Source organism: Enterobacter sp. BIDMC109 (assembly GCF_001037885.1).
GTDB classification, from domain to species: Bacteria; Pseudomonadota; Gammaproteobacteria; order Enterobacterales; family Enterobacteriaceae; genus Enterobacter; species Enterobacter hormaechei_C.
In genome coordinates this window covers 1,396,834-1,410,194 of record NZ_KQ090002.1, presented here as the reverse complement: position 1 = coordinate 1,410,194, position 13,361 = coordinate 1,396,834, and the positions used below count along the sequence as shown (strand labels likewise).

Annotated in this window: 11 protein-coding genes; 4 read left to right on the top strand and 7 right to left on the bottom strand. The window is 57.0% G+C overall.

Going from position 1 to position 13,361, the window contains the following annotated elements; all coding sequences use genetic code 11:
* Positions 1-12: 12 nt before the first annotated feature.
* On the bottom strand, positions 13-930 hold the full coding sequence (locus SK62_RS06680; protein ID WP_023304109.1) for a glycine betaine ABC transporter substrate-binding protein OsmF: 918 nt from the start codon (positions 928-930) through the stop codon (positions 13-15).
* 136 nt (positions 931-1,066) lie between these two features.
* Entirely contained in the window at positions 1,067-3,364 is a 2,298-nt protein-coding gene (gene bglX / locus SK62_RS06675; RefSeq protein WP_047719274.1) for a beta-glucosidase BglX, read from the bottom strand.
* Positions 3,365-3,553: 189 nt separating this feature from the next.
* Between bglX and dld the strand changes: the two genes are divergently transcribed.
* Positions 3,554-5,311, top strand: a complete 1,758-nt coding sequence (dld, locus tag SK62_RS06670; RefSeq protein WP_023295052.1) for a D-lactate dehydrogenase — start codon at positions 3,554-3,556, stop codon at positions 5,309-5,311.
* A 102-nt stretch (positions 5,312-5,413) separates the two neighbouring features.
* Positions 5,414-5,968 (top strand): GNAT family N-acetyltransferase, encoded by a 555-nt coding sequence (locus tag SK62_RS06665; protein WP_015572330.1) that lies wholly within the window; start codon positions 5,414-5,416, stop codon positions 5,966-5,968.
* A 105-nt stretch (positions 5,969-6,073) separates the two neighbouring features.
* Here the strand turns inward: SK62_RS06665 and pbpG are convergent, their stop codons facing one another.
* Complete coding sequence (gene pbpG / locus SK62_RS06660) at positions 6,074-6,997, bottom strand: D-alanyl-D-alanine endopeptidase (RefSeq protein ID WP_017383378.1); 924 nt, start codon at positions 6,995-6,997, stop codon at positions 6,074-6,076.
* Between the two features lie 167 nt (positions 6,998-7,164).
* On the bottom strand, positions 7,165-7,752 hold the full coding sequence (locus SK62_RS06655; RefSeq protein WP_003859296.1) for a Yip1 family protein: 588 nt from the start codon (positions 7,750-7,752) through the stop codon (positions 7,165-7,167).
* Positions 7,753-7,909: 157 nt separating this feature from the next.
* Between SK62_RS06655 and SK62_RS06650 the strand changes: the two genes are divergently transcribed.
* Both SK62_RS06650 and SK62_RS06645 read left to right on the top strand, forming a co-directional pair.
* Complete coding sequence (locus tag SK62_RS06650; RefSeq protein ID WP_015572327.1) at positions 7,910-8,482, top strand: DedA family protein; 573 nt, start codon at positions 7,910-7,912, stop codon at positions 8,480-8,482.
* 143 nt (positions 8,483-8,625) lie between these two features.
* The gene (locus SK62_RS06645; protein ID WP_080346137.1) at positions 8,626-9,780 is read left to right on the top strand and encodes an IS481 family transposase; all 1,155 of its coding nucleotides are present in this window, start codon (positions 8,626-8,628) and stop codon (positions 9,778-9,780) included.
* Positions 9,781-9,850: 70 nt separating this feature from the next.
* Here the strand turns inward: SK62_RS06645 and SK62_RS06640 are convergent, their stop codons facing one another.
* The 3 genes from SK62_RS06640 to dusC form a co-directional block, all read right to left on the bottom strand.
* Positions 9,851-10,615 carry an SDR family oxidoreductase gene (locus tag SK62_RS06640; RefSeq protein WP_023295053.1) on the bottom strand — a complete coding sequence of 255 codons (765 nt, stop codon included), beginning with the start codon at positions 10,613-10,615 and terminating at the stop codon, positions 9,851-9,853.
* A gap of 50 nt (positions 10,616-10,665) precedes the next feature.
* Positions 10,666-12,084: a multidrug resistance outer membrane protein MdtQ gene (gene mdtQ / locus SK62_RS06635; RefSeq protein WP_032648905.1), complete on the bottom strand. Its 1,419-nt coding sequence runs from the start codon at positions 12,082-12,084 to the stop codon at positions 10,666-10,668.
* Positions 12,085-12,415: 331 nt separating this feature from the next.
* Positions 12,416-13,351: a tRNA dihydrouridine(16) synthase DusC gene (gene dusC, locus SK62_RS06630; protein ID WP_048249356.1), complete on the bottom strand. Its 936-nt coding sequence runs from the start codon at positions 13,349-13,351 to the stop codon at positions 12,416-12,418.
* Between the last annotated feature and the right edge of the window lie 10 nt (positions 13,352-13,361).

Below are 13,361 nucleotides of genomic sequence, written 5' to 3'. Positions count from 1 at the left end.
AGCCTTGTCCCGTTACTTCACAAGCCCTTGTTGTTTCAGGAAGTCGGCAGCCACCTTTTTGGCATCCAGCCCCTCAACGGCAATGCTGGCATTCAGCTGTTGCAGCGTTTTCGCATCCAGTTTTTCAAACACCGGTTTGAGCCATTCCGCAATATCCGGGTAGGCTTTCAGCACCGCCTCGCGCACGACCGGGGTTGGGGCGTAAATGGGCTGAACGCCTTTCGGGTCGGTCAGGGTTTGCAGACCAAGCGCCGCGACCGGGCCGTCGGTGCCGTAGGCCATCGCCGCGTTGACGCCGGAGGTTTGCTGCGCCGCCGCCTTAATGGTCACCGCCGTGTCGCCGCCCGCCAGCGAGAGCAGCTGTGCCTGATCGAGCTTGAAATCATAGGCTTTCTCAAACGCTGGCAGGGCATCAGCGCGCTCGATAAACTCTGCCGAGGCCGCGAGCTTAAACTCGCCCTTCTCTTTCAGGTAGCGGCTGAGATCGTCAAGCGAGGTGAGCTTGCCTTTCTCGGCAATATCTTTACGCACCGCGATAGTCCAGGTGTTGTTGGCCGGTGCCGGCGTAAGCCAGACCAGCTTATTTTTTTCCGCGTCCAGCTTTTTGACTTTTTCGTACCCGGCTTTGGCATTTTTCCAGGCCGGATCGTTTTCATCCTTGAAGAAGAATGCCCCGTTGCCGGTGTATTCCGGGTAGATATCCAGCTCGCCGGACGTGATGGCACCGCGCACGACAGGTGTGGTGCCAAGCTGTACTTTATTGACCGTTTTCACGCCGTGGCTTTCGAGTACCTGCAAAATGATATTGCCGAGCAACGCGCCCTCGGTATCAATTTTGGAACCCACCTTAACCGGCTCTGCGGCCTGTAGCGGCAGGCTTAGCGCCGCCAGAAGCACCGCCGATCCTGTTATCCCCTTAATAATCGTCATTCTGCTTTCCTCATTATTTTGTGGCCTTTTTCATAGGCTTGAGACAAAAGCGTAGCTTAAAACAGCGAATTTAACCGTTTTTCGTACAAGATGAGAGGCATCCCCCGCCAGGCGGGGGATGGGGAGGAAGGTAAGATTATTGCAGCTCGAATTCGGCTTTGTTCACGCGGGCGGAATCCACGCCAATGAAGACGTTGAATTTGCCAGGCTCGGCATCGTATTTCATCTGCTGGTTCCAGAACTTCAGCGCATTCACGTCAATCGGGAAGCTGACCGTTCTGGTTTCGCCCGATTTCAGGTTGACCTTCTCGAAGCCGCGCAGCTGTTTCACCGGACGGCTCATGGAGGCCGTGACATCCTGAATGTACATCTGGATCACCGTCGCGCCTTCGCGTTTGCCGCTGTTGGTCACCTCCACGCTGGCGGTCACTTTGCCGTCATGCTTCATCGTAGGCGCCGACATTTTCACGTCAGACACCTTGAAGGTGGTGTAGCTCAGGCCATAGCCAAACGGATACAGCGGGCCGTTCGCCTCATCGAAATAACGAGACGTGTACTTGTTCGGCTTGTCGGCGTTATACGGACGACCGGTGTTCAGGTGGCTGTAGTAAACCGGGATCTGCCCGACGGAGCGCGGGAAGGACATCGGCAGCTTGCCGGACGGGTTGTAATCGCCAAACAGCACGTCGGCAATGGCGTTACCGCCTTCGGTACCGGCGAACCAGGTTTCCAGAATGGCGTCAGCCTGCTGGTCTTCTTTCACCAGCGCCAGCGGACGCCCGTTCATCAGCACCAGCACCAGCGGCTTGCCGGTGGCTTTCAGGGCCGCGATCAGATCGCGCTGGCTTTGCGGGATGGTAATGTCGGTACGGCTGGAGGCTTCGTGCGCCATCCCCTGCGCTTCACCCACCACCGCGACCACCACGTCGGACTGCTTCGCGGCGTTCACCGCTTCGTCGATCATCTCTTTCGGCGTGCGCGGATCCACCTTCACCGCTTCCTCGTACTGGTTGAGGAAGGTCACGATGTCTTTATCGTTGGTGACGTTCGCGCCTTTGGCGTAAACCACTTTTGCATTATCACCCACGGCGCTCTTAATGCCGGTCAGCACGGTAACGGACTGATCCGCCACGCCTGCGGCGGACCAGCTGCCCATGACGTCGCGCTTGCTGTCGGCCAGCGGACCAACCACGGCAATGGTGCCGGATTTTTTCAGCGGCAGCGTGTCGAGACGGTTTTTCAGCAGCACCAGGCTTTCGCGCGCTACTTCCCGGGCTTCTTTACGGTGCAGACGGCTTTCGGCGTTAGTGTCCGCCGGGTCTGAATCCTTCGGCCCCAGATGGCTGTAAGGATCGTTAAACAGCCCCATGTCATATTTCACGTTCAGCACGTGGCGAGCGGCGTCGTCCAGCTCTGCCATCGTCACTTTGCCGCTCTTCACCAGCCCCGGCAGGTATTTGCTGTAGTACTCGTCGCTCATGCTCATGTTGATGCCGGACTTGAGCGCCACGCGTACCGCGTCTTCCGGATCGGACGCCGTGCCGTGTTTAATCAGCTCTTTAATCGCGCCGTGGTCAGAGACGGTAATGCCCTTAAAGCCCCACTGGTCGCGCAACACGTCTTTCAGCAGCCACGAATCGGAGGTGGCAGGCGTGCCGTTGAGAGAGTTCAGCGCTACCATCACCGCCCCGCTGCCCGCGTCCAGCCCTGCCTTGTATGGCGGCATGTAGTCGTTGAACAGGCGCTGTGGGCTCATGTCGACGGTGTTGTACTCTTTACCGCCCTCCACCGCGCCATAGGCGGCGAAGTGCTTGACGCTGGTCATGACCGAGTAACGATCTGCCGGACTTTTGCCCTGCATCGCTTCCACCATGGTTTTGCCCATCGTGGCGGTTAAATACGTGTCTTCACCGAAGCCCTCCGAAGCGCGGCCCCAGCGCGGATCGCGGGAGACGTCAACCATCGGCGCCCAGGTCATATTCAGGCCGTCGTCTGCGGCTTCATATGCCGAAACGCGCCCGACGGTTTTCACCGCATCAAGATTAAAAGAGGAGGCTAAGCCGAGGCTAATCGGGAAGACGGTACGCTGGCCGTGCACCACGTCATAAGCGAAGAACAGTGGAATTTTCAGGCGGCTCAGCTCCATCACCTGATCCTGCATCTTGCGGATATCCTGGCGGGTAACGGTGTTAAAAATGGCCCCTACCTGCCCGTCTTTGATCATCTCGCGAATGGCTTCTTTCGGGTTATCCGGACCGACGCTGATCAGGCGCAGCTGGCCGATTTTCTCATCGACCGTCATCTTTTTGAGTAAATCCGTGACAAAGGCGTCGCGGGCTTCGGGCGTGAGCGGGTGATTACCAAACAAATCCTCTGCCAGCGCAGGTTGCAGCGCCAGGCTGACGGCGACACCTACAGAATATAGCCATTTCATGTTGTTATTCTCTCTCATCAATAACCGCGGGAAGCACCCGGCCAGACCGTGCGAAAAGCGCAGTGTGCCATAAAGCCTGAAAACCTTGCAGGGTTATTCTCTGATTTTTCTCATGAATACTCGACCGCTCAACGGCTAATCGCGCTATGCTTTACAGCGAGAAATTTGCCCCACCACAAGGAGTGGAAGATGTCTTCTGTTCGAACTGACGATAACACTACATTTATTAACGAACTGTCTCGCCTGGTTGGTCACTCTCACCTGCTTACCGACCCGGCCAAAACCGCCCGCTATCGGAAGGGCTTTCGCTCCGGCCAGGGCGACGCGCTGGCGGTAGTCTTCCCCGGTACGTTGCTCGAACTGTGGCGCGTGCTCAGCGCCTGCGTTGCGGCAGACAAGATTATTTTAATGCAGGCTGCGAATACCGGCCTGACCGAAGGCTCCACGCCGAACGGCAACGATTACGATCGTGACATCGTGATTATCAGCACCCTGCGCCTCGACAAACTACACCTGCTGGACAAGGGCGAACAGGTGCTCGCCTTCCCCGGCACCACGCTTTACTCGCTGGAAAAAGCGCTTAAGCCGCTGGGACGCGAACCGCACTCGGTGATCGGCTCATCGTGCATTGGCGCCTCGGTGATCGGCGGGATCTGCAATAACTCCGGCGGCTCGCTGGTGCAGCGCGGCCCGGCTTACACGGAAATGTCGCTGTTCGCCCGTATCGATGAAAACGGCAAGCTGACGCTGGTTAACCATCTGGGGATCGATCTGGGCGTAACGCCAGAGCAGATCCTCAGCAAACTCGACGATGACCGCGTAAAGGACGAAGACGTTCAGCACGATGGCCGTCACGCGCATGACCACGATTACATCACCCGCGTGCGCGATATCAATGCCGATACGCCGGCGCGCTATAACGCCGATCCGGATCGCCTGTTTGAATCCTCCGGCTGCGCGGGCAAGCTGGCCGTTTTTGCGGTGCGCCTCGATACCTTCCCGGCAGAGAAAAAGCAGCAGGTGTTTTACATCGGCACCAATCAGCCGGAGGTGCTGACGGAGATCCGTCGTCATATTCTGGCCGAGTTCACTCACCTGCCGGTGGCGGGCGAGTATATGCACCGGGACATTTACGACATCGCCGAGCGCTACGGCAAAGATACCTTCCTGATGATCGACAAGCTCGGCACCGACAAAATGCCGTTCTTCTTCACTATGAAGGGCCGCACCGACGCGATGCTGGAGAAAGTATCGTTGTTCAAACCGCACTTCACCGACCGCTTTATGCAGAAGCTGGGTAACGTCTTCCCGGCGCATTTACCGGAGCGGATGAAGACCTGGCACGACAAGTATGAGCACCATCTGCTGCTGAAAATGGCCGGGGACGGAATTGCCGAAGCGCAGAGCTGGCTCACCGAATTCTTCAAAACCGCCGACGGGGATTTCTTTGCCTGTACGCCGGAAGAAGGCAGCAAAGCCTTCCTGCACCGCTTCGCCGCGGCGGGTGCTGCCATCCGTTATCAGGCGGTGCATTCCGAAGAGGTGGAGGATATTCTGGCGCTGGATATCGCCCTGCGTCGCAACGATACCGAGTGGTTTGAACATCTGCCGCCGGAGATCGACAGCAAGCTGGTGCATAAGCTCTATTACGGCCACTTTATGTGCTATGTCTTCCATCAGGATTACATCGTCAAAAAAGGGGTTGATGCACACGCGCTGAAAGAACAGATGCTGGCGCTGCTGCACGAGCGTGGCGCGCAATATCCTGCCGAGCACAACGTAGGACACCTGTACAAAGCGCCGGAGACGCTTAAACAGTTTTATCGCAAAAATGACCCTACAAACAGTATGAACCCGGGCATTGGTAAGACAACGCGGAAGAAATACTGGAAAGAGAGTGCCGAAACAGAGGAACACAATACGCAAGCCTCTGATGAACTCTTATAGCCAAATTTAAGAGATTGTTAAGCCCTCCTCAAACGTACTAGAGTATCTGCCTGTTGCCAGAGAAACGTTTTTCTGGCTTTCCAAACATGGAGCGGGCAGAACATGTCGGCTGTAGAAATTTTCCCCGAAACTGAAATCGAGGTGCGCGACGCCCTTCCTGACGATGCGCATGCCATCTCGGCGATATACGCCTGGCATGTGCTTCATGGCCGTGCGTCCTTCGAGGAAATTCCTCCCACCGTCGATGAGATGCGTCAGCGGATGAAGAGCGTGACCGACAGCGGTTTACCGTGGCTGGTTGCGCTGTATCGCGGCATTGTTGTCGGCTACTGCTACGCCACGTTTTATCGTCCACGCCAGGCCTACCGGTACACCCTTGAGGAATCCATCTATGTGGATGCCAGCACTACCGGGCGCGGGTTTGGCTCGGCCTTACTCCAGGCACTGATCGCCCGTTGTGAACAAGGACCCTGGCGGCAGATGATTGCCGTGGTTGGTGACGGAAACAATAATGCGGGATCGTTACGGCTGCATAAAAAACATGGCTTCGAGGTTGTCGGTCAACTGCGCAGCGTGGGGTATAAGAAGGGCGACTGGCGGGATACGTTGATCATGCAGCGTCCACTCAACGATGGTGACTGGACGCTGCCGGAGTAGGCGCTTTCGCCCGGTGGCGCTTCGCTTACCGGGCCTACGTATCGGGGCCGCTTTAGGGCCGTAGGCCGGGTAAGGCGAAGCCGCCACCCGGCACAGACAGGCGGCTCAGTCGTTCTGCGCCGTCGCCATCTGTTCCGCTTTCTGCTTTTTATACGCCAGCGCTGAAGCCGGCACCGGCTGCACTTTCCCGGTTTCAATCCAGGTGCGCAGGCGGCTGGCGTCCGCAAAGTGGGTATATTTGCCGAAGGCATCCATCACCACCAGCGCCACTGGCTTACCGTTAAACACGGTGCGCATCACCAGGCAGTGCCCTGCCGCATTAGTGAATCCGGTCTTGGTTAACTGAATATTCCAGTTATCGCGATACACCAGATGGTTAGTGTTGCGGAACGGCAGCGTATACGCCGGGTTCGAGAATGTCGCCATCTCCTCACGCGTGGTACTGAGCTGACCGATCAGCGGGTATTGCTTACTGGCGATCAGCAGCTTGGTTAAATCACGCGCCGTCGAGACGTTATGAATCGACAGACCGGTTGGCTCTACGAAATGGGTATTTTTCATCCCCAGCGCTTTGGCTTTGGCGTTCATCGCGCGGATAAACGCGTCGTAACCACCAGGATAATGGTGGGCAAGGCTTGCCGCCGCGCGGTTCTCAGAGGACATCAGCGCCAGCAGCAGCATATTTTTACGGCTGATTTCACTGTTCAGACGCACGCGAGAGTAGATCCCTTTCATCTCTGGCGTGTGGCTGATATCCACCTTCAGCTTTTCGTCCAGCGGCAGTCGTGCATCAAGCACCACCATCGCGGTCATGACTTTGGTTATGGAAGCGATCGGGCGCACCAGATCCGGATGACTGGCGTAGATCACCTTGTTGGTATTCAGGTCAACGATCATCGCGCTGCCGGACGCAATCTGGGGTTGCGCAGCAGCGGTGGTGACTGCGGTCGTTTTGGCGATGGCTGGCGCGGTAGCGGAGACGCCCAGCAGCAGCGCAAGACTAAGGAGTGACACTCGAAATTTCAGCATGATGAGACTTCTGATAATGATTCACGCACGTTATGACGTACACCGCCTGTGTCAACGGATAAACACAGGCTGGCTTCGGCATCATAGCGATCACCGTGCGTTGTCGCCAGCGGAGAATCATAACCAGATGCTGCATTGCTGGCATTTACGCCAGCAATGCAGGGAACTTAAAAGAGACGGTATCCATAACCCCAAAGAATAACTGTCAGGGCCAGTAGCGCCTCAAGGACCAGTACGCCGATGGCAAGCGTAGAGCTGGAGAAGCTCAGGCCCTCTTCTTTATTGATATTGAGGAAGGTTGGCACCCCTACATACAGCAGATAACCGGTGTAAAAGAGGGCAACCGTACCGATCAGCGCGCACAGCCAGACCAGTGGATAGAGCGCGACAATACCGCTCAAAAACAGCGGGGTCGCGACGTATCCGGCGAAGACCATACAGTGTGCCAGCGACGGGCGCTGCGGATAGTTGCGCGCCATCCAGTGGATGACCCGCCCCATCACCGCCACCCCGGCCAGCATCAGGCCATAAAACAGAATGGCCAGGTACAGTCCGGTAAACCAGGAAAGCTGAACCACGGTGCCGTCACCAAAGTTCCAGCCTATCTGCGTAGTACCAATAAACGCGCAGACCACCGGCACCGCTGCCATCAGCAGGACATGGTGGGTATAGTGATGCGCGACCGTTTCGTTCTCGTTACGGATCACCTGCATTTCACGATCGGGATGGGAGAAAAGTCCCCAGACATGGTTCATAACGCCCCCTTGTTGTCGGCCCGTCAGCGATAGCTTAAGTATAATGCAGGCTTTAGATTATTTTATGTACAGTGGGAAATTTCCGTTGATTGCCGCGCGGTTGATGGATGGGGTATATGATTAACGCAGGCACAGTAAGGGAGATGACGTTTACGTAATGGATATCAACGGTCTTATTGAACAATATGGATACGCCGCGCTGGTGATCGGCAGCGTCGCGGAAGGCGAAACCATCACGCTGCTGGGCGGGGTGGCCGCACACCAGGGTTTGCTGAAATTCTCGCTGGTGGTCGCCGCCGTCGCGTTGGGCGGTATGATTGGCGATCAGCTGCTCTACTTTCTGGGGCTGCGCTTTGGCCCGACGCTTTTGCAACGTTTTGCTAAGCATCAAAAGAAAATTCGCCGTGCTCAGCGGCTTATCCAGCGACGTCCCTGGCTGTTTGTGATTGGTACCCGCTTTATGTACGGCTTTCGCATCATCGGGCCAATACTGATTGGCGCGAGCCGCTTACCGCCGAAAATCTTCCTGCCGCTGAACATTCTCGGGGCGATTGCCTGGGCGCTTATTTTCACCACGCTTGGCTACGTGGGTGGCGAAGTAATAGGTCCGTGGCTGCATAATCTCGATCAGCATCTTAAACACTGGGCCTGGTTGATCCTGGTTGTTGCGGTGGTGATTGTGGTACGGCTGTGGCTCAAGCATCGCGAAAAGCGGCGGGATGAAGAGTGAGTTCGGCCTGCTGCCCCTCACCCTACCCCTCTCCCCAAACGCTATACACCCTCTCCCCTTGGGGGTTGTACGGTCCGGGGACATAGTGAACACTTGTTCGGGGACATGGTAGACACTTACAACTAAGGCATAAGAACCCGTTTATGGAGTCGCTTATGCCCTGGGATGCGAGAGATACCATGTCATTACGTACCGAGTTTGTTTTGTTCGCCTCGCAGGACGGGGCGAACATCCGTTCCCTCTGCCGTCACTACGGCATTTCCCCTGCCACCGGCTACAAGTGGCTTCAGCGCTGGGTTCAGGAAGGCGCCGCCGGCCTTCAGGACCGCCCGCGCATACCGCACCATTCCCCGAACCGCTCGTCAGACGACATCACTGCCCTGCTGCGCATGGCACATGCCCGTCATGAACGCTGGGGAGCCCGCAAGATTAAGCGCTGGCTCGAAGACCAGGGACACACCATGCCTGCCTTCAGCACCGTCCATAACCTGATGGCCCGCCATGGCCTGCTGCCGGGAACGGCGCCCGGTATTCCGGCTACGGGCCGCTTCGAACACGATGCGCCGAACAGGCTCTGGCAGATGGATTTTAAGGGCCACTTTCCCTTTGGCGGTGGCCGCTGCCATCCGCTCACCCTGCTGGATGACCACTCCCGTTTTTCCCTGTGCCTGGCGCACTGTACCGATGAACGGCGCGAGACCGTGCAGCAGCAACTGGTCAGCGTGTTTGAGCGTTACGGCCTGCCGGACCGGATGACGATGGACAACGGCTCGCCGTGGGGTGACACCACCGGCACCTGGACGGCGCTGGAGCTGTGGCTGATGCGCCACGGTATCCGGGTGGGCCATTCCCGGCCTTACCATCCGCAGACGCAGGGCAAGCTGGAGCGTTTTCACCGCAGCCTGAAGGCGGAAGTGCTACAGGAGAGATGGTTCGCGGACAGCGGTGAGTTGCAGCGCGCTTTCGACCACTGGCGGACGGTGTACAACCTTGAACGGCCACATGAAGCGCTGGACATGGCAGTACCGGCCTCGAGATACCAGCCGTCTGCGCGGCAGTACCGCGCCGGCACACCCCCACCGGAGTACGATGAAGGCGTGGTGGTCAGGAAGGTGGATATCAGCGGGAAGCTGAGCATACAGGGTATCAGTCTGAACGCAGGGAAGGCCTTCAGGGGAGAGCGTGTGGGGCTGAGGGAGACACAGGAGGACGGCTGCTATGAAGTATGGTGGTACAGCACGAAAGTGGGGATGATCGACCTGAAGAAAAAGTCGATCATCATGGGTAAAGGATGTTAAAAAGTGTTCACCATGTCCCCGAACACCTGTCTACCATGTCCCCGGACTGTACAGGGGGTGAGGGGAATGCTTATTCCGCAGGCTTAAACTGCGGATTCGCCAGCATAAAACCGCCGTCGACGATAAACGACTGCCCGGTGGTGTAGCTGGCGTCGCTGTCACACAGCCACGCCACCAGGCTGGCAATTTCTTTGGTATGCCCTGGCCGTGCCAGCGGGATTTCCGGCATTGCGCCTTCTTTCACTTCGCTGTCGTCCATATCATTCATCGGCGTGGCGATCGCTCCGGGCGCAACGGCGTTCACCAGAATCTTATGTTTAACCAGCTCCAGCGCCATCGACTTCGTTAACCCGCCCAGCGCATGTTTGGCCGCCGTATAGGCGCTGGCGTCCGGCAATGGCGTATGTTCATGCACCGAGGTGATATTCACGATCCGCCCCCCTTCCCCCTGCTTCACCATCTGACGCGCCGCGATTTGCGAGCAGAGAAACGCGCCGTCCACGTCAACGGTGAATATGTGCCGCCAGTCGTCAAACGACAGGTCCAGAAATGGCGCTTTATTCATCGCCCCGGCATTGTTAACCAGCACATCCAGCCGCCCGAAACGCGTAATCAGGGTTTCAATGGCCTTTGCGCCTTCCGGCAAATTGCTTAAGTCGAGATGAATGGCCTCGGCACGCTGCCCGCGCGCTTCAATTTCACGGCAGGTTGCCAGCGCCCCTTTCTCATCTGAATGCCAGGTTACTCCGACATCAAACCCGCGTTCGGCCAGCATCAGGGCCGTCGTTTTGCCAATTCCTGAATCCGATGCGGTAACAATTGCGACTCGCGTCATACTCACCTCCTGATAATCTGCAAAGAGGTAAGTATAGATAATGCGCAATGTTAGCCGTGATGATATCCGCCACCCAGCGCGGAGGTGAGCTGGAGCGTGGCATCCACGTACTGACCTTTCAGCATCAACCCGGTAATACGCTCTTTGAGCGCCGGAATTTTTGCTTCACTCACCCGGGAGCCGGCAATGATCCCGGCGCTGAAGCGCGCCTGTGCCAGCGCAACGACGCGCGCCGCATCTTTTTCGATCTGCTGCTGGTGCTGATTTTTGGCGGTCAGCGTTTCCACTTCGCTGGCCGTCCGGGCAACCTGGTTTACGGCATCTACCACGGCCTTGTTGTAGTTCGCCACGGAGAGGTTGTTTTGCGCCTGGGCGATATCCAGGTTCGCATTCAACCGACCGCTGTCAAAAATTGGCAGCGTCAGCCCGGCGGTTACGCCCATTTGCTGCGCAGATGAGCGGAACAGGTCACTCAGGTGCAATGCATCCTGCTGCAAGAATGCCATCAAATTGATGTCAGGGTAGAACGCGGCTCTGGCGGCATCCACTTCGCTCATGGATGCTTCGATATACCAGTGCGCCTCCTGCAAATCCGGGCGCCGAGCCAGCAGTTCATAACCGAGCGTTGACGGCAGCGACGCCTCTGCATCAGGTAAGGCATGCCGGGCGAGCGTGACTGAAGGGGTATGGGTCAACGCATTCAGACGCGCCTCAATGACCTTCATTTTGCCGTGCACGTCAGCGAGCTGTTCATCGGTTTTGCTGGCATTAATATCCGTTTCAACGCCTTCCACCGAGGAGGTAATGCCGTGCTGATAAAGCTCACGATCGGCACCGATGATATTTTCCTGCTCCCGTTTGATTTGCGCGAGTACGTCACCCACCGCGGCCTCGGTCTGCCAGTCCCAGTACAGCCGCGCGACGCTGCTGGCGAGCAGCTGGCGGGTCTGCTCCAGCTCCGCTTTTTGCGCATTCACCTGACCGATGCGGGCCTCAATTTGGGCGCGGTTTTTACCCCATAAATCCAGATCCCAACCCGCCGTCAGACCAAAGGTGCCGTTGGTGTACCAGGGGCCGGTTGTTCCCGCCGCCGGGTCGGTCAGCGCAAATGGCCCCATCAGCCCCTCTGCCGACATTTTTTGCCGTTCAACATCTGCGGAAAAATCCAGCTGTGGACCCTCAGCAGCGACAGCGGCTTTCGCTTGTGCTTCCGCCAGGGTAATACGCTGACGGGCAATTTGCATATCCGGCGCATCCGCCAGCGCTTTGTCGATCAGCGCGTTGAGCTGGGGGTCGTTAAAGTCTTTCCACCATTCGCTTTTTGGCCAGTCGGCATGACGCAGTTGGGTATTTACAGCTGCGGCGGCGGCTTGCGTTTTTACTGGAGACACCGTGGCATGTTCCGGCGCGCAGGCGGCCAGCATAAAAACAAGAGGAGCACTCAGAGATAAAGTAAGAGAACGTTTCATTACGCCATGAACTCAAAAAAATAAAGGCGCAACTTACGCTTACTGACGTTCCGTTTTTTAGTAACGCGTGGCAATCCGCATATTGTTATACATTTTCATATCCGGAAATTTATTCCCCAAGACAATGATTTAATTTCATGTATTCATGCTAATTATGAATTGACTGCTACACTTACTTCGACAGACATACGCAGGAGAGGCGAATGAAAATATTATTGTGGGTTATTTTGATTATATTTCTGATAGGGCTGCTGGTGGTAACAGGCGTATTCAAGATGATTTTCTGATTCTGTTGCCCGGCTCCGTGCCGGGCAAACTCTTCACACTTCGCTCAGGACTTCGACTGGATCACCCGGGCAATATCCGCAGACGTCTGTAGGGTACGGATCTCCTGAAATAATCCCAGCGCGTCGTCGTACTCTTTACGCAAATAACTCAGCCACTGCTTAATGCGCGCGACGTGATACAAGCCGGTATCGCCCTGCTTTTCCAGCCGCGTGTATTTTTGCAGTAGTTTCACCACATCCGCCCACGGCATCCGCGGCTCATTATATTTCACCACCCGGCTGAGGTTCGGCACGTTCAGCGCACCGCGGCCAATCATCACGGCATTACAGCCGGTCTCTTCGAGGCAGGCCTGCGCGCTCTCATAATCCCAGATTTCGCCGTTGGCAATCACCGGGATCGTAAGCCGTTTGCGGATCTCGCCAATCGCCTGCCAGTTAATGCGCTCGGCTTTATAACCATCCTCTTTGGTTCGCCCGTGCACCACCAGCTCGGTGGCGCCCGCCTGCTGCACCGCGTCAGCAATTTCGAACTGCTTGTCGTCGCTGTCCCATCCCAGACGCACTTTGACCGTCACCGGCAGGTGCGATGGCACCGCCTCACGCATGGCCTTTGCGCCGCGATAAATCAGCTCCGGATCTTTAAGTAGCGTCGCCCCCCCGCCGCTGCCGTTGACCAGCTTTGACGGACAGCCGCAGTTAAGATCGACGCCGTACGAACCAAGCGCTACCGCGCGGGCGGCGTTTTCAGCCAGCCACTCGGGATACTGGCCGAGCAGCTGGACACGCACCAGCGTACCGGACGGGGTACGGCTCTGACGATGCAGTTCCGGGCAGAGACGATAAAATGATTTTTCTGGCAGCAACATATCGACCACGCGCAGGAACTCCGTCACGCAGAGATCGTAATCGTTCACCTCGGTAAGCAGCTCGCGCACGAGAGAGTCGAGCACACCTTCCATCGGGGCCAGTAAAACACGCATTCTGAGTACC